Origin of the sequence: uncultured Flavobacterium sp. (assembly GCF_963922255.1) — a bacterium.
Lineage (GTDB): Bacteria > Bacteroidota > Bacteroidia > Flavobacteriales > Flavobacteriaceae > Flavobacterium.
The window spans coordinates 65831-82565 of record NZ_CAWUIC010000009.1; the positions used below are offsets into that span (position 1 = coordinate 65831).

At 29.3% G+C, this 16735-nt stretch carries 16 protein-coding genes; 6 read left to right on the forward strand and 10 right to left on the reverse strand.

Features of this window, described 5'->3' with window-relative positions; translation table 11 throughout:
* Positions 1–185: 185 nt before the first annotated feature.
* The gene (locus AABJ49_RS08755) at positions 186–893 is read left to right on the forward strand and encodes a peroxiredoxin (RefSeq protein WP_338377904.1); all 708 of its coding nucleotides are present in this window, start codon (positions 186–188) and stop codon (positions 891–893) included.
* Between the two features lie 56 nt (positions 894–949).
* Here the strand turns inward: AABJ49_RS08755 and AABJ49_RS08760 are convergent, their stop codons facing one another.
* From AABJ49_RS08760 to AABJ49_RS08780, 5 genes are all read right to left on the reverse strand, one after another.
* On the reverse strand, positions 950–2464 hold the full coding sequence (locus AABJ49_RS08760; RefSeq protein ID WP_338377905.1) for an MBOAT family protein: 1515 nt from the start codon (positions 2462–2464) through the stop codon (positions 950–952).
* A gap of 3 nt (positions 2465–2467) precedes the next feature.
* Positions 2468–3997: a LysM peptidoglycan-binding domain-containing protein gene (locus AABJ49_RS08765; RefSeq protein WP_338377906.1), complete on the reverse strand. Its 1530-nt coding sequence runs from the start codon at positions 3995–3997 to the stop codon at positions 2468–2470.
* On the reverse strand, positions 3990–5447 hold the full coding sequence (locus AABJ49_RS08770) for a hypothetical protein (protein ID WP_338377907.1): 1458 nt from the start codon (positions 5445–5447) through the stop codon (positions 3990–3992). The genes AABJ49_RS08765 and AABJ49_RS08770 overlap by 8 nt, the downstream gene beginning before the upstream one ends.
* A gap of 15 nt (positions 5448–5462) precedes the next feature.
* A complete protein-coding gene (argS, locus tag AABJ49_RS08775; protein ID WP_338377908.1) occupies positions 5463–7238 on the reverse strand; it encodes an arginine--tRNA ligase in 1776 nt (591 codons plus the stop codon).
* 150 nt (positions 7239–7388) lie between these two features.
* The gene (locus AABJ49_RS08780) at positions 7389–8396 is read right to left on the reverse strand and encodes a beta-ketoacyl-ACP synthase III (protein WP_338377909.1); all 1008 of its coding nucleotides are present in this window, start codon (positions 8394–8396) and stop codon (positions 7389–7391) included.
* A gap of 177 nt (positions 8397–8573) precedes the next feature.
* On the opposite strand from AABJ49_RS08780, the gene AABJ49_RS08785 reads away from it, so the two are divergent.
* The 3 genes from AABJ49_RS08785 to AABJ49_RS08795 all read left to right on the forward strand — a co-directional run bounded on the left by AABJ49_RS08785 (position 8574) and on the right by AABJ49_RS08795 (position 12794).
* Positions 8574–10982, forward strand: a complete 2409-nt coding sequence (locus tag AABJ49_RS08785; protein ID WP_338377910.1) for a prolyl oligopeptidase family serine peptidase — start codon at positions 8574–8576, stop codon at positions 10980–10982.
* Positions 10983–11093: 111 nt separating this feature from the next.
* Positions 11094–12392 (forward strand): TIGR00341 family protein, encoded by a 1299-nt coding sequence (locus AABJ49_RS08790; protein ID WP_338377911.1) that lies wholly within the window; start codon positions 11094–11096, stop codon positions 12390–12392.
* Between the two features lie 3 nt (positions 12393–12395).
* On the forward strand, positions 12396–12794 hold the full coding sequence (locus AABJ49_RS08795; RefSeq protein ID WP_338377912.1) for a DUF2721 domain-containing protein: 399 nt from the start codon (positions 12396–12398) through the stop codon (positions 12792–12794).
* A 1-nt stretch (position 12795) separates the two neighbouring features.
* Here AABJ49_RS08795 and AABJ49_RS08800 read toward each other — a convergent pair whose 3' ends face one another.
* Positions 12796–13419 (reverse strand): murein L,D-transpeptidase catalytic domain-containing protein, encoded by a 624-nt coding sequence (locus AABJ49_RS08800; RefSeq protein WP_338377913.1) that lies wholly within the window; start codon positions 13417–13419, stop codon positions 12796–12798.
* A 72-nt stretch (positions 13420–13491) separates the two neighbouring features.
* Between AABJ49_RS08800 and rlmH the strand changes: the two genes are divergently transcribed.
* Positions 13492–13965 (forward strand): 23S rRNA (pseudouridine(1915)-N(3))-methyltransferase RlmH, encoded by a 474-nt coding sequence (rlmH, locus tag AABJ49_RS08805; protein WP_338377914.1) that lies wholly within the window; start codon positions 13492–13494, stop codon positions 13963–13965.
* Between the two features lie 56 nt (positions 13966–14021).
* Here rlmH and AABJ49_RS08810 read toward each other — a convergent pair whose 3' ends face one another.
* The 4 genes from AABJ49_RS08810 to folP all read right to left on the reverse strand — a co-directional run bounded on the left by AABJ49_RS08810 (position 14022) and on the right by folP (position 16072).
* A complete protein-coding gene (locus AABJ49_RS08810; RefSeq protein ID WP_338377915.1) occupies positions 14022–14672 on the reverse strand; it encodes a hypothetical protein in 651 nt (216 codons plus the stop codon).
* A 61-nt stretch (positions 14673–14733) separates the two neighbouring features.
* Positions 14734–15033 carry a type II toxin-antitoxin system RelE/ParE family toxin gene (locus AABJ49_RS08815; protein WP_338377916.1) on the reverse strand — a complete coding sequence of 100 codons (300 nt, stop codon included), beginning with the start codon at positions 15031–15033 and terminating at the stop codon, positions 14734–14736.
* Positions 15021–15203, reverse strand: coding sequence for a hypothetical protein (locus tag AABJ49_RS08820; RefSeq protein WP_338377917.1), 183 nt, complete (start codon positions 15201–15203; stop codon positions 15021–15023). The genes AABJ49_RS08815 and AABJ49_RS08820 overlap by 13 nt, the downstream gene beginning before the upstream one ends.
* 32 nt (positions 15204–15235) lie before the next feature.
* On the reverse strand, positions 15236–16072 hold the full coding sequence (gene folP / locus AABJ49_RS08825; RefSeq protein ID WP_338377918.1) for a dihydropteroate synthase: 837 nt from the start codon (positions 16070–16072) through the stop codon (positions 15236–15238).
* A gap of 87 nt (positions 16073–16159) precedes the next feature.
* Here folP and AABJ49_RS08830 point away from each other — a divergent pair, with 87 nt between their 5' ends.
* Complete coding sequence (locus tag AABJ49_RS08830; protein WP_338377919.1) at positions 16160–16705, forward strand: DUF1599 domain-containing protein; 546 nt, start codon at positions 16160–16162, stop codon at positions 16703–16705.
* The last annotated feature ends 30 nt before the right edge of the window (positions 16706–16735 follow it).

Sequence of the window (16735 nt, forward strand, 5' to 3'; positions counted from 1 at the left end):
TTAAACGAATAAAAACACCGATAATCGATTGAAATAAAGAAATATTATACATATATAACAAAATATTATCGTTTTTTAAATTACAATAAATTAAAACAATACACAAGAACATGCGTAACATATTTAAGTATTTTATTTAAGGAAATTTGTATTAGAAATAATAACAATTTAAAAAACATATAATTATGGAAGATCAAGTAATAAATTCAATGCCGAGAATTGGAGATAAAGCTCCAGAATTTACAGCTGTAAGCACACAAGGACCAATAAATTTCCCTAAAGATTATGAAGGAAAATGGGTGATTTTCTTTAGTCATCCTGCCGATTTCACTCCTGTTTGTACATCAGAATTTATGACATTTGCAAACATGGAAAAACAATTTAATGAGGCAAATTGTGAATTATTAGGTTTATCAATCGATGGACTATATAGTCACATTGCATGGTTAAGAACCATCAAAGAAAAAATTGAATATAAAGGAATGAAAAATATAGAAGTCAAATTTCCTTTAATTGAAGATATTTCTATGAAAGTATCTAATAAATATGGTATGATTCAACCTGGTGAAAGTAGTACGCAAGCTGTTAGAGCTGTTTTCTTTGTAGATCCAACAGGAATAATTAGAACTATTTTATATTATCCTTTAAGTATAGGAAGAAATTTTCAGGAAATATATAGAGCTTTGCTAGCTTTACAGACTGCTGATGCATTTCAAGTAGCTTGTCCAGCCGATTGGCAACCAGGTGACGAAGTAATAGTTCCAACAGCTGGTTCTTGCGGAGTGGCTCAAGACAGAATGGAAGATACTGAAAACTTAGATTGTAAAGATTGGTTCTTCTGTACCAAAAAATTAGACAAAAATTTAGTACTAAATTCCATTTTAAAAAAATAATACAGAATATATAAAATTAAAAATGGCAAGTATTATACTTGCCATTTTTTTTATTTTTAAAATTGAAAATATATAAAGGGTTGCGGTCCGGCTGAAGCAGTTGCATAAATCAACCAAAAGATTAATCCGAAAAGAACTGCTTTTAAAGGCAATGGCGTTTTATTGAAAGCTATTCTTAATCCATCAATAACTTTCATAGGTAAAAAGTGCCATACAAAACCAATAGCTAATAATATAAATACATTCTTATAACCTAAAATTATAGTTTGCCATTTTTCTAAATCGAAGGTTAAGTTTCCAATATTCTCGGCAATTTGAAAGGCTGTTGTAAAATCTTTAGCTCTAAAAAACAACCAAGCAAAAACCACAAAGTGAAACGTTAATACCACTTGAATAAAACGAACAAAATAATTTTTAGGCAACTTTATAAATTTACCAAAAAACTTTTCTACCACTAAAGCACTTCCGTGTAAAACTCCCCAAAAAACAAATTTCCAACTTGCTCCATGCCATAATCCACCTAATAACATAGTTAAGAATAAGTTGATGTAAGTTCTGAAATTTCCTTTACGGTTTCCACCTAATGAAATGTATAAATAATCTCGTAACCAAGACGATAACGATATATGCCAACGTCTCCAAAATTCGGTAATTGAACCTGATTGATAGGGTGTTCTAAAATTCGGTGGCAACCAAAAGCCCATTAACAATGCTAAACCAATTGCAATGTCTGAATATCCTGAGAAATCACAATAAATTTGAATGGCATATCCATAAGAAGCCATCAAGTTTTCAAAAGCTGAATAACTGTTTGGTGCATCAAAAACTCTGTCTACAAAATTGATAGAAATATAATCTGAAATCACAGCTTTCTTTAATAAACCACCAATAATTAGGAACAAAGCAGTATTAAATTCTTCTTTTGAAAGTTTTAATTTTTCATAAATCTGTGGAATAAAATCTTTAGCTCTTACAATTGGTCCAGCAACTAATTGTGGAAAGAAAGAAACGAAAAAGACAAAGTCAATAAAACTCTTCGTTGGTTCTAATTCTTTTCGATAAACATCAATTGTATAACTTAAGGTTTGAAACGTATAAAATGAAATTCCAACAGGCAAAACAATTTCATAAAAAGCAAAATTTCTATCAAAAAGCGTATTTACATTATCTATAAAAAAGTTGGTGTATTTAAAATAACCTAACAATCCTAAATTCACTAAAAGACTGACAATCAAATAAAATTTCCTATAAGCTTTACTCTTTTCTTCGTAAATTAATTTTGCTAAACTATAGTCTAAAATGGAAGAAAAAATCAACAATCCAAAGTAAATTCCACTGCATTTATAATAGAAAAATAAGGAAAATAAAACTACATAGGTGATTCTAAAATAATGTGTTCTTTTCGTTAAAATATAAATGAAATAAAAAACAGTAAAGAATCCTAAAAACAATGCACTGTTAAAAAGCAAAGGTCTTTCTGGATTATAAATAAACCAACTCTGAACAGTTTCAATATCCAAAAAACCAATGTTTTGAATAATCCAATCGTTAATGTTTTGAATAGTTTTCAAGAATTATTTCGCTGATTTATAAAATTGATAAGATTGCATCAACGCTTCAAAAAAATCGTCTGCTTGTTTTTTGTAACCTTTGTAAGTATAGTGCACTTTATCAGAAGAAATCAAACCATTTTTATAGTTAGAATTCACATTTTTAGCGCCACCCAAATCATTATACATATCCCAAACTGCATAATTTTTAATTTCTGCTTGATCAATTATACTTTTAGTATATTGTTCCACTAAATGATTTTTATATTTTCTTCCAAATTGAGAAGGTTGTGGTGTTGTAACTAAAATTTCAGCATCATAATTAAACAATCTAATTTTATCAATTAGTTCATTCAATCGTATCATAAAAGTTTCGTTGTCTAATTTGTCAAAACTTTCATTTGTTCCAAAAGAAATAACAATTAAATTAGGTTCTAAAGCAGGTAATTGCTGATAAAACATGTCATATTTATTGAAATCTGAACATTTTGCACCATTAACTCCAATCGCACTATAAACAACACCTGGTTTTGTATTTTCTAAGGCAATTCCGTTTAAAGCAAATTCTGAATATTCATTATTAGGAACAATAAAAATTTTGTCCATTGGTGTAAAATCAAAGTAATCATGCGACATTGGATATGATATTTGATTTAAAGGTTGAAATTTTTTAGTTATAACTTGTTTAGTAATAATTTCATATTCAACAGAAGCAATATCATTGGTATCTGGCTCTTCAATTGGAATTCGTTCTATAATTATAGTAGGAATTTTTAATGTTTTACCATAATTAATTTTATCCGATTTTAAACCGTTTGCTTTTTTAATTTCCGAAATACTTATATCATATTTTTTAGCAATTATAGATAAAACTTCTCCTTTTTTGATTTTGTGATTTATAGTTTTACTACTTTTTTTAGTGGAGTAACCTGTGATTTTTTTTGGGACTTCTTTTGGAACTTCTGTTTGAATAATTTCACTTTTTTCTTCAAAAGAACTGGCTACAAAAAACGAATTTTGATTGTTTGGAGTAATAATTTTTATCGAATTGAATTTATATTCATCTTTCACATTTAATTCAATAGAAAAATCTTTCTCTTTCGTATAAAAAGCAATTCCACTTAATCCAACAGGTAACGTATCAGCAGGTTTAATATTTCTATAATTTTCAAATGAAATATCTGAAGTCAATTTTGCTAAAAGTGAACCATTGGTTTTTGCCATTTTATAAGGAAAAGCAAATCCTAAACCAGCATTTCCAAATTTGTTTTGCAGATTCTGACGCATATAATTGGTCATGATATCAGCTTGAATATGAGAATCTCCAATATGTACAATTCGTAATTTTTTGAATTGTTTATCTTCAATTGCCTCTAAAATCTGTAACGATTTACTAATAGCTTTGTCGTTTAAAATTCGATTGGAATATTCAGGAAAAATAATAGAATCCGATACAACTTCTACAGAATCAACTTTTGTGTATAAAGAATCCACATCTTGTGAAAAACAAAATTGAAAAGTCAACACCATAATAAAAACTAGGTATTTATTCATTTGTACTATCAATTTTGGTGTAAACACTATCATTTTTTCTTTTGGGTACAATGTATCCTTTGTTTAAAGTTTTAAAAAGCAAAAAGCCTTCATAAATTTCTTTATAAATCAGTTTAGCTATTTCCTTAGAACCTGTATAGTTAAAATGTGTATAATCTTTATTGGCTTTCGATGGAACAGCTTCAACCCATTTAACCATTGAACCATCTCCACCCATTAAAGTATATAAATTTACGAAACCTGCTTCCGATTTTACAGCATATTTTTTTTGAGCCATTGCCAAAGGAACTACTGCAGAATCGGTTTTCATTTCTAAATCATATTTGGTTGACTTATCAGCTGTTGAAATTACTAAAACGGCAACACCAGGAAAACATTGTTTAATATGTGCTACAACTTTCGTCATTCGTTTTTCGTACCAAGAATAATCATAAGATCCATAATTTAATACGTTTGTACCATAATGCAAAACCACTAAATCGTAATCTAGTTTATTGTTAAACTCTTGCATCATGCCAACATTAAAAATAGAAATAGGCAAACCCGAATTTCCTCTATTAGAAAAATTATCTACATGAACTCCCTTTCCATCATCAAAATTGAAGCCATAAATAGGAACATTTTCTGCATTAATGAAATTAACTTTTACACTTTTTAAATTATCCGCTAATTTTAAAGTGTTTAACTGATTTTCACCATTTAGTTTTTTGTAAATCGTATCTTTACCAACCACATAAGAAATCATTGCCTCTTTATTGGTTGAATTACCATAAAATAAAGTTGGATTATTCAACTGTGTTAAATGCTTGTAGTTGTTAGCTTTGAATTTAACCCAAGTTGGATGCAACGTATCATTTGCAAAGAAAACGTGACCATTTACTCCAAAAGAACGTGTTGGGCTCTTAGTTTTTAAATACGATTGAGTTTTCCAATTTGAAGAAAATTCATGTTTAATTGTTGCTCTTGAACTTGCAGATTCTGATGTAATATTGACAAAACCAACTCCTTGACCACCAAATTGCTCTTGAAAAAGTTTACGAACATCTTGCACAATCATATCACCATCGTTCATGGAATCTCCAAAATATGCGATTCGAATACTTCCTGTTTTAGTAGCTTCTAGTTGCTGTAATTTTTCATAAAACGGAATTATATGTTGATATCCTTTATAATTATCAAATTTTTCAGAAGTATATTTTATTCCTAATTTTGGATTAGGTTTATAAGTAATTATTTTTTTAATTAACGTGTCATTCGCATCAACAAATTCTTCGTTTTTACCTTCATCAAGAGCATCTAATAACAAACTATCAATTACAACGTTTTTGGATTCTAACTTCGTTTGTTCCATTAACTTTTTGGGTAAAATGGTTTTAAAAGCTATAAAAGCTCCAGCCGAAATTATCAGCAACAAAAAAGCTTGTAAAAAATAATTTTTATTGGTTTCCACTTGAAATTTAATGAATTACATTCGTTCAGGAACCTGAATTCCTAATAATTTAAAAGCTGATTTTATAGTATTTCCAACTGTTTTTGACAATTGTACTCTGAATATTTTTTTATCCAAATCTGTTTCTCCTAAAATAGATACTTGTTGATAAAACGAATTAAATTCTTTTACCAATTCATATGTATAATTAGCAATCAAAGCTGGACTATAATTACTTGCAGCATTTTGAATAACATCAGGATATAGTTGAACTTGCTTGATTAATTCTTTTTCTTTTTCGTGTAAATCAATCGAAACATCTTTTGAATAATCAAAATCAGCTTTACGTAAAATAGATTGAATACGAGCGTAAGTATATTGAATAAAAGGTCCCGTATTTCCCGCAAAATCAACTGATTCTTCTGGATTGAATAGCATTTGTTTCTTTGGGTCAACTTTTAACATGTAATATTTTAAAGCACCCAATCCAATAGTTTTGTACAAACTAGCTTTTTCTTCTTCCGAATAACCGTCTAATTTCCCTAAATCTTCTGATATTTTTTGAGCCGTTGCAGTCATTTCTGCCATTAAATCGTCAGCATCTACCACTGTTCCTTCACGAGATTTCATTTTTCCAGAAGGCAATTCAACCATTCCATACGATAAATGATATAAACTTTCTGCCCATTCAAAACCTAATTTTTTTAAGATTAAAAACAGTACTTTAAAATGATAATCTTGCTCATTTCCAACCGTATAAACCATTCCTCCAACATCTGGATTGTCTTTTACACGTTGGATTGCAGTTCCAATATCTTGTGTCATATATACAGCAGTTCCATCAGAACGTAAAACGATTTTTCTATCCAAACCATCTTCGGTTAAATCAATCCAAACAGAACCATCTGGATCTTTTTCAAAAATTCCTTTTTCTAATCCAAATTGAACAACTTCTTTTCCTAATAAATAGGTATTGCTTTCGTAATAATAACTATCAAAATTGACACCAAGATTCTTGTAAGTTTGCTCAAAACCATCATAAACCCATTGGTTCATTTTTTCCCACAGCGAAACTACTTCTTCATCACCAGCTTCCCATTTTTGTAACATTTGTTGCGCTTCAATAATTGAAGGTGCTAATTTTTTAGCTTCATCTTCTGTTTTTCCTTGAGACATTAATTCCGAAATTTCTTTTTTGTAGTTCTTATCGAATTCAACATAGAAATTCCCAACTAATTTATCTCCTTTTAAACCTGTAGATTCTGGAGTTTGTCCTTCACCATATTTTTGCCAAGCCAACATGGATTTGCAAATGTGAATTCCTCTATCGTTTATGATTTGGGTTTTATACACTTTTTTACCCGAAGCTTTGATAATTTCAGCTACAGAATAACCCAATAAATTATTTCGAATATGTCCTAAATGAAGTGGTTTATTTGTATTTGGTGAAGAATATTCAACCATAATAGCTTTAGCATTTTCATCTGATTTTACAAATCCAAAATCTTCATTATTTTTGATGGAATTGAAGAATTTTACATAAAAATCATCTGAAATTACCAAATTAAGAAAACCACCAACTACATTAAAACGACTAATAAAGTCATTTTTACCTGTCAAAAACGTTCCAATTTTAGTTCCTATTTCAACTGGATTTCCTTTTAAAATTTTCACGAATGGAAAAACAACCATAGTTACATCACCTTCAAATTCTTTCCTAGTCGCTTGAAATTCAATCGTTTCAATATCTAAATTGAAAAGTTGACGAATTGCGTCTTGGATCTGTTCTGTAAGAATTTGATGTAAAGTCATTTAATGTGTTTTTTAAAGGTGCAAATGTAGTAAATTTAGGTCATAGATTTTGAAATTTTTTAGCATAAAAAATGCAATTCGGATGAATCGCATTTTTTGAGGTTTTAAAAACCTTATTCTTTTACCTTTTTAGTACTTTCTTTCTAAAGTTTACCATCTAATGATCACACTTCCCCAAGTGAATCCACTACCAAAAGCCGCTAAAACAACCAAGTCTCCTTCTTTTATTTTTCCTTGCTCCCAAGCTTCTGTTAAAGCAATTGGAATGGAAGCTGCAGTTGTATTTCCGTATTTTTGGATGTTATTATAAACTTGGTCGGCCGTCAACTTAAATTTACTTTGAATGAATTGTGAAATTCTCAAATTTGCTTGATGTGGAACCAACATATTGATATCTGAAACTTGTAAATTATTAGCTTGTAATCCTTCATTTATAACTTCACTAAAACGAACTACAGCATTTTTAAACACAAATTGTCCGTTCATATATGGAAAATAACTTTCGTCATCTGGATCGTTATCGGCAATGATATCTGTCACCCATCTTTTTCCCATTCCTGGTGCAATTAAGGCTAACTCTTCTGCATGTTGTCCTTCTGAATGCAAATGAGTTGACAAAATTCCTTTAGATAGATCTTCTTCTCTTGATAAAACAGCAGCTCCTGCTCCATCACCAAAAATTACTGAAACTCCTCTTCCACGGGTTGTCATATCTAAACCTGTAGAATGTAATTCTGAACCAATTACTAAAATATTTTTATACATTCCGGTTTTAATGTACTGATCAGCTATTGAAATGGCATAAACAAATCCGGAACATTGGTTACGAACATCTAAGGCTCCAACTGTTTTTAAACCTAAATCTCTTTGAACCAAAACTCCAGGTCCAGGAAAATAATAATCTGGACTTAAAGTTGCAAAAACAACAAAATCAATATCTTCTTTGGCAACACCAGAGCGTTTAATAGCAATTTCGGCAGCTTTTACACCCATTGAAGTTGTGGTGTCTTCTCCACGAATGATGTGTCTTCTTTCTTGAATTCCTGTTCGTTCTTGAATCCATTCGTCATTTGTGTCCATTACTTTTGACAAATCATCATTTGTTACTACGTTTTCTGGCACATAAAAGCCTAAACCTGATATTTTAGAGTGATACATATTTTACAAGATTATTTTTTTTGATTACAAATTTATCAAATTATCAAACTAATTAGTGATTTTACATCCATAACTTTTAAATTAATAAAATTCTAATTCAATTTTTAAGATTTATTTATGTAATTCATATAAAAAATCACCGTATTTTAGAGCCTTCAAAAACAAAATAATCTATTTATGAAATTAAAACTTTTACACTTCCTATTACTGTTTACGGGATTCTTAGGTTTCTCTCAGGAAAACATTTCTTATCAAATGCCTCCAAAAGAAATTTTGGCTTTAGCTGATTACGAAAGAGCCCCCTCAATTTCAATGGATAAAGACCGAGAATACATTTTATTTAGCTATCGAAACACATACAAAAATCTTGAAGATCTAAATCAAGACGAAATGAAATTAGGTGGATTGAGAATCAATCCTGTAACAAATATTTCGAGTACAGTTACTTATATCAACAACTTAAAAATTAGAAAGTTTTCAGCTAAAAACTTAACTCAAGTTTCTGGCTTACCACAAAACGCAAGAATTGCTAATATTTCTTGGTCTCCAAATTATAAGAAAATATCATTCACTAATACTACCCAAAAAGGAGTCGAACTATGGGTTATTGATGTAGCTTCTGCTTCAGCAAAAAAACTTACAGAAGGAATTATTAATGCAAATATTGGAAATCCATCAAGTTGGTTTAGAGACAGTGAAAACATACTAGTAAGAACTTTACCTGCTAACAAACCCGCTTTAATAGACACTTTAAAAGATATTCCAACAGGACCAACAGTTTCAACAAGTGATGGTTCAAAATCGCAAAACAGAACGTATCAAGATTTGTTAAAAAACAAAACTGATGAAGCCAATTTTGAGAGTTTAATTACTTCTGAACTATATAAAGTTTCGCTAAACGGAACAAAAACACTATTTAAAGAAGCTGCAATGTATGCTGGTGAGAGTTTTTCTCCTGATGGAAATTACTTAATGGTAAACACAGTTGAAAAACCATTTTCTTATATAGTTACGGTAAGTCGTTTTCCAATAACTACAACTATTTATGATGAAAGTGGAAAATTAATTAAAGTCGTAAATGAGGTTCCTTTAGATGAAATTAGACCAAAAGGTTTTATGGCTACACGAAAAGGAAAAAGAAGTATGGGCTGGAGAAATGACTTGCCAGCTTCTTTATCATATGTAGAAGCATTAGATGAAGGTGACCCAGCTAAAGAGGTTGAATTTAGAGATGAAGTTTTTTCTTGGGATGCTCCATTTAGTTCGTCTCCTACATCAATACTAAAAACCAAACAACGTTACGCTGGAATAACATGGGGAACAAAGAACATAGCTATAGCTTATGATAGCTGGTATGATACTCGAAATACAAAAACCTATCTTTTTGACCCATCAAATCCTGCAGAAACACCTAAAATTATATTTGATAGAAATTCTCAAGATGTATATGCTGACCCTGGTAATTTTGAAACACATAAAAATGAATTTGGACAAAATGTTTTATTAGTAGAGAACAATAATTTATATTTAACTGGTGATGGTTACACTAAAGAAGGACAATTTCCATTCATAGATGAATTTAGTCTTAAAAATTTAGCTACAAAACGCTTATATCAATCTGCTTACAAAGACAAAAAAGAAGATTTATTAGCTATTGAAGACATTAAAAAAGGTGATGTAATTATAATGCTTCAGTCTAAAAATGAATATCCAAATTATTATTTGCGTAATTTGAAAAACAAAAAAGTAACACCTATTACTCAATTTGAAAATCCATTTGAAAGTATCAAAAATGTGTACAAAGAAGTAATCAATTACAAAAGAAAAGATGGAGTAGATTTATCAGGAACTTTATATTTACCAGCCGGTTATGATATGAAGAAAAAAGAAAAATTACCCTTATTAATTTGGGCTTACCCAAGAGAATACAAAGACAAAAACAGTGCTGGACAAAGCACTCAAAACCCAAATGAATTTACATTTCCTTATTATGGTTCATTTGTTTATTGGGTAACTCGTGGTTATGCTGTTTTGGACGATGCTGCTTTCCCAATTGTTGGTGAAGGAACAACAGAACCAAACGATAGTTTTATTCAACAATTAGTTGGAAATGCTGAAGCTGCTATTGATGCTGTTGATAAATTAGGATATATTAACCGAAAAAAAGTTGGTGTTGGTGGTCATAGTTATGGTGCTTTTATGACAGCAAATTTGTTGACACATTCAAACTTATTTGCTTGTGGAATTGCCAGAAGTGGTGCTTACAATAGAACCTTAACTCCTTTTGGATTCCAAAGTGAACAACGTAATTATTGGGATGTTCCTAATATTTATAACACCATGTCTCCTTTTATGAATGCTGAGAAAATGAAAACACCAATGTTATTAGTTCATGGTGAAGCTGATAATAATCCTGGAACTTTCACATTACAAACGGAACGTTATTTTCAAGCTTTAAAAGGTTTAGGTGCTCCAGTTAGAATGGTGCTTTTACCTAAAGAAAGTCATGGATATGTGGCACAAGAAAACATCTTTCATTTGTTGTGGGAACAAGATCAATTCTTAGAAAAATATTTAAAAGATTAATTCATAAAAAAGATTAAAATATTAAAATCCGCTGTTAATTTAATAGCGGATTTTTTTTAATATAAAAATTAAAAAAGAAAATGTACTTTTACGTTTAAGAAAAGAATACAAATGAATATACTAGATAATTTTAAACTCAATAGAGAGAAAGAAAATTTTAGAGATGTAATTGAGTCTATTTATAATGGTGTTGAATTTAAAGGAACCAATCTTTGGGTTTTAGTTTTTGCCATTTTTATTGCCTCTCTCGGATTGAATGTTAATTCTCCTGCTGTAGTAATTGGAGCCATGTTAATTTCACCATTGATGGGGCCAATTATGGGTTTAGGTTTAGGAATGGCTATAAATGATTTGACTTTATTAAAAAAAGCAGGTTATAATTATCTTTTTGCAGCTGGTGTTGGTTTAGTAACTTCTACTATATATTTTGCAGTATCTCCAATTAATGATGCACATTCAGAAATATTAGCTAGAACTTCACCTAATATTTATGATGTATTAATTGCTTTCTTTGGTGGTTTAGCCGGAATTTTAGCAACTTCAAGCAAATTAAAAGGAAATGTTATTCCAGGTGTCGCTATTGCAACAGCATTAATGCCTCCTTTGTGTACGGCTGGTTATGGTTTGGCAACTTGGCAATTAGATTATTTCTTAGGAGCTTTTTATTTGTTTTTAATTAATACCGTTTTTATTGCATTAGCTACTTTAATTACAGCTCGTTTGCTAAAATTCCCTTTTAAAGTTCATCCTGATGATAAGGAAAAAACTAGAGTAAATCGAATTGTTTGGGCAATTGCTTTGGTTACCTTATTGCCAAGTATTTATTTTGGATATGACATTGTTAAACAAAATAATTTTCAAAAAAAAGCTAATCAATTTGTAGAAAATGAAGCTGTTTTTCCTAATAATTTCTTGCTTAAAAAAGTTGTTGATGCCAATTCAAAAGAAATCATTTTGACTTATGGTGGCTTATTAATTAAAGATAGTGCTATTTTAGATCTAAATTCTAAGCTTGGAAAGTATGATTTAGCTGACTGCAATTTGAAAATCCAACAAGGATTCTCGTATTTAAATGAAACTAGTAAAAATAGTGAACAAGATAACTTACTTTCAAGTGCTTTGAATGAAAAAGCCAAACAAATAGAGGTTTTAAGTTATAAATTAGATAGTATTTACAAGCAAAAAGATTTAAGCAAACAAGTCTATAAAGAAATAAAAGCACAACACCCTTCAGTAGAAAGTTTAATATTGCAACCTACTATTTTAACTAATGATTCCATTCAAAAAAATGTTTGGATTTCAAATGTAAAATCGACTGAAAAACTCAACGCTACTGATAAAACAAAAATGAAAGAATGGTTAAAAGTTAGACTCAATACCGAAGAAATTTTTATCAATTTTGAAAATTAAAATATGAATTTATCTATAGAAACACCAGCTTTACTTTTCTCTGCAACTTCTTTAATTTTACTAGCTTACACCAATAGGTTTTTAACTATTGCTCAAATTGTTAGAGGTTTAAAAAAAACATATGACCAAGAACACACAAAAAGTATTTTAATTCAGATAAAAAATTTAAATCTTCGAATTACCTTAATAAGATACATGCAATTATTTGGAGTTATGTGCTTATTTCTATCCGTTTTTGCTATGCTTTTATTGTTTATAGAACAACAAATGATTGGAATTTACCTTTTTGGTGCAAGTCTACTGTGTTTATTAGTCTCTTTAGCATTATCTTTTTGGGAAATTAGTATTTCTGTAACTGCACTTCGAGTTCATTTGAGTGATATTGTTGAAAAAAAGAAATAAGTTATTCTAAAATCCAAAGTAATACAGGTTTGTCTGTTGCTTTTAATTTTTCATCTAATACTTTCATAAACTCATCAGAAACTGCTGGACAACCCCAACTTAAAGGTGAATATTTTGGATAAATTTCTTTGTTTTGAACAGCTTTCCAAGAATGAAGTACCACTACTCTTTCAACTGCGTTGTTATTTGAGTTTTCCAAACCATGTAACCAATATTTTACATTGATTCCCCAACTGCTGTAATCGCGTTTTCCAATTTTATATTTTCCTTTAGACGAACAATGACTATTTGGTTTATTACTAAATTTTGCTTTTTCCCATTTACTTTCATTGTCTTCAAATTTATCGCAACTTCCATGAGTAACTAAATTTTTATCTGTAATTTTTTCAGCAATAAAATCATAAATAAAAAACCTATTTTTACCTGAATGAATACTCATATCAACTAAGAAATAATAATCTTCATTAAAACCCTTTGCTTGACAATATGTCAAAGCTTCTTGATTTATTTTTGAATAATCCTTTGCTATTTCCACAACTGGAATTACATCAGAAAATAATATTGTTGTAGTTGAATCTTTACAACTTATTAAAGCTAAAAAAAGAAAAAGTAAAATATTTTTCATTGAAGAATGTTATAAATGATAAACTCAAAACCAAGAATTTTATTTTAATTACTTTTGTAAAAAAATCATAAAATGAACATCAAACTAATTGCGATTGGCAAAACAGATAATAAAAATCTTCAGACTTTAATTGAAGAATATACCAAGCGCTTATCGTTTTACATCAAGTTTGATTTGGAAATTATTCCTGATATCAAAAACGTCAAAAACCTTTCAGAATCACAGCAAAAAGAAAAAGAAGGTGAATTGATTTTATCTAAAATAACTCCAACTGACAACTTAATTTTACTAGACGAAAACGGAAAGACTTTTTCAAGTGTTGGATTTTCAGAATTTTTACAAAAGAAAATGAATGCTGGAATTAAAACCTTAGTTTTTGTAATTGGTGGCCCTTACGGTTTTAGTGAAAAAGTGTATCAAAAAGCCAATGGAAAAGTTTCCTTATCGGAAATGACTTTCTCTCATCAAATGGTACGTTTATTTGTAATTGAACAGCTTTATCGTGGTTTTACGATTTTAAAAAACGAACCTTATCATCATCAATAAGAGAAGTTAGAAGGCAGAATTTAGAATTCAGAAGTTAGAATTAGTTATATTAGAAACTATAACTTACAACCACATTCAGGCAACTTTTTCGTGTCATAAATAAATTCAATTGGTGAAAAAGCAATATCATCTGATATGACTTCATTTAACATGATTTTATTTTGAATGTATTGCTCATATGTCAAATTCACCTCAAAATTTACATGTAATAAAGCCATTTTTCCTTGACTTACAAAAGGAACATAGTCTTTAATAAAATCTACAAACTCGTCTCTATTCACATCATTTCCATCTACTGTAATTTTATTTTCTTTGTTAAAATTAATGCTAAAGTTTTGAAAACTTATGTATATTTTACTGTTGTCAATGATGTAAAATTTTGAAAACTCGTCATCATATGTATAAGTCACATTTGTAAATGGCAAAAAAGCTAAATTCTTTCCAATAGAATCTGCATAAGAAAAAACGTCAATAGCATCTTCTTTTTTATGAGATGAATTTTTCTTCTTCTCTTGTAATTTCATCACTTCTGGAATGACTAATTTTAAAGGCAAACGCTTATCAATATTAAAAACCCAATTGGTTGTACTGATAGTATTTTGACGGTTTACATCAACAATTGTGTCTTTTTCTGTGACTTTAAAAAACATATAAACAGGTGAATGATCCTGAATATCTTTTAAAACCGTTTTGTTTGATTTTGGCAATTGAACATCTTGTTTTTTACAAGAGATAAAAAAAATAAATATTGAAAAGAATACAATAATTTTATATATCTTTTCTTTTTGGAAGACTTCGTGAAGCATGATGAATAGTGATTATATCAATACGTTGATTTGTAACAATTTTATAAATTATTCTATAATTTCCTTGAATAACTTCTCTAAAATCGGATTTTGTTATTTCAGATATTATTTTTCCTGAAAGCGGATATGTTTTTAATATTGTAGTTGCGTTTCTTATTTTTAGGATTTCTCTTTTGCCATAAAATTTAGAATCTTTTGAAAAGTATTCTGCTATGGATTGCAAATCAGAAACGGCTTGTTTAGTCCAATTTATTCGAACCATTTTTCAATATTTTCGTCTAAATTTTCTTCAGAAACAACATCATCTAACAAAGACTGATTATTTCCTTTTTCAATTTTGTCTAAAAACACCAAACGTTCAATCAACTCGTCCAAATCTATAGAATCTGGCAATTGATTTACTGTTTCTTGTAATTTTTCTTTTGAAATCATATCAAATAATTTTATCAAATATAAAGATTAATTTATAATAATTGCATTAATTTAACACATTCCACAGCTTCTTTCACATCGTGAACGCGTAGAATTTTTGCTCCTTTTTGTAAAGCTATTGTATTTAAAACGGTTGTTCCGTTTAAAGCTTCTTCAGGTGTATTTTCTAATGTTTTATATATCATAGATTTTCTCGAAATTCCTGCTAATAATGGTAAATCTAACATTGAAAACAACTCTAATTTTTGAAGCACTTCATAATTTTGTTCCAATGTTTTTGCAAATCCAAAGCCTGGATCAATGATAATGTCATTCATACCAAAACTTCTTGCTAACTGAATTCTTTCTGAAAAATAATAAATCATTTCCTTAACAACATCTTCATAATTTGCAAGACTTTGCATAGTTTGTGGATTGCCTTTCATGTGCATCATTATATAAGGAACATTTAGTTTTGCAACCGTTTCAATAATCTTTTCGTCTAACTTTCCTGCTGAAATATCATTTACAACAGCAACTCCATTTTCAACAGCTTTTTTCGCAACTTGACTTCTAAAAGTGTCCACAGAAAGTAAGATAGTAGGGAATTTTTCAACCAATAATTCAACAATCGGAATTAATCTACTAATTTCTTCTTCTTCCGAAACAAATTCTGCATTTGGTTTACTAGAATAAGCACCAACATCAATAAATGTAGCTCCATCATTTAACATTTTTTCAACCTGATTTACAATTTGCAATTCATCTTTATATTTTCCACCATCATAAAATGAATTTGGAGTAATATTTAGAATTCCCATTACTTTAGGCAGCGATAAATCTATAAGTTGACCTTTGCAATTAATTGTTGAATGTTGTAAATTTCTCATCTTTTGTCTGAAAATCTGTTATCTGAAAATCCAAAAATCAAATAATATTCTCTATTTTTGAAAATTATACACAAAGATACAATTCTAATGAAGAATACCTCAAAACAATATGATTCAATTATAGCCATTTGCAGAGAATTATATTCTAAAAAAATGAAAGATTATGGAAGTGCTTGGAGAATTTTACGTTTGCCATCACTTACTGACCAAATTTTTATAAAAGCCCAAAGAATTAGAAGTTTACAAGAAAATGAAGTCAGAAAAGTAGATGAAGATGAAATGTCTGAATTTATCGGAATCATCAATTATTGCATCATGGCTTTAATCCAAATCGACAAAGGAATTGCCGATCAACCTGATTTAGGTTTTGAAGAAGGTGTGAAATTATACGATGAAAAAGTAGCTTTAACCAAAGAATTGATGGAAAACAAAAACCACGATTATGGGGAAGCTTGGAGAGAAATGCGTGTAAGCAGTTTAACCGATTTAATCCTTCAAAAATTACTTCGCGTTAAGCAAATCGAAGACAACAAAGGAAAAACGTTAGTTTCTGAAGGAATTGATGCCAATTATCAAGACATGATAAACTACTCTATTTTTGCCTTAATTTTAATGGGAAAAGATTTACAATAACAACGCAATAACATACTATTAACAAAATTT

Excerpts from the sequence above, each read along its gene's own strand:
- AABJ49_RS08765 (WP_338377906.1), bottom strand. The coding sequence starts at position 3,997 with ATGAATAAATACCTAGTTTTTATTATGGTGTTGACTTTTCAATTTTGT.
- AABJ49_RS08780 (WP_338377909.1), bottom strand. The coding sequence starts at position 8,396 with ATGTATCACTCTAAAATATCAGGTTTAGGCTTTTATGTGCCAGAAAAC.
- AABJ49_RS08820 (WP_338377917.1), bottom strand. The coding sequence starts at position 15,203 with ATGATTTCAAAAGAAAAATTACAAGAAACAGTAAATCAATTGCCAGAT.
- AABJ49_RS08790 (WP_338377911.1), top strand. The coding sequence starts at position 11,094 with ATGAATATACTAGATAATTTTAAACTCAATAGAGAGAAAGAAAATTTT.
- AABJ49_RS08785 (WP_338377910.1), top strand. The coding sequence starts at position 8,574 with ATGAAATTAAAACTTTTACACTTCCTATTACTGTTTACGGGATTCTTA.
- folP (WP_338377918.1), bottom strand. The coding sequence starts at position 16,072 with ATGAGAAATTTACAACATTCAACAATTAATTGCAAAGGTCAACTTATA.
- AABJ49_RS08795 (WP_338377912.1), top strand. The coding sequence starts at position 12,396 with ATGAATTTATCTATAGAAACACCAGCTTTACTTTTCTCTGCAACTTCT.
- AABJ49_RS08800 (WP_338377913.1), bottom strand. The coding sequence starts at position 13,419 with ATGAAAAATATTTTACTTTTTCTTTTTTTAGCTTTAATAAGTTGTAAA.
- rlmH (WP_338377914.1), top strand. The coding sequence starts at position 13,492 with ATGAACATCAAACTAATTGCGATTGGCAAAACAGATAATAAAAATCTT.
- AABJ49_RS08755 (WP_338377904.1), top strand. The coding sequence starts at position 186 with ATGGAAGATCAAGTAATAAATTCAATGCCGAGAATTGGAGATAAAGCT.
- argS (WP_338377908.1), bottom strand. The coding sequence starts at position 7,238 with ATGACTTTACATCAAATTCTTACAGAACAGATCCAAGACGCAATTCGT.
- AABJ49_RS08815 (WP_338377916.1), bottom strand. The coding sequence starts at position 15,033 with ATGGTTCGAATAAATTGGACTAAACAAGCCGTTTCTGATTTGCAATCC.
- AABJ49_RS08830 (WP_338377919.1), top strand. The coding sequence starts at position 16,160 with ATGAAGAATACCTCAAAACAATATGATTCAATTATAGCCATTTGCAGA.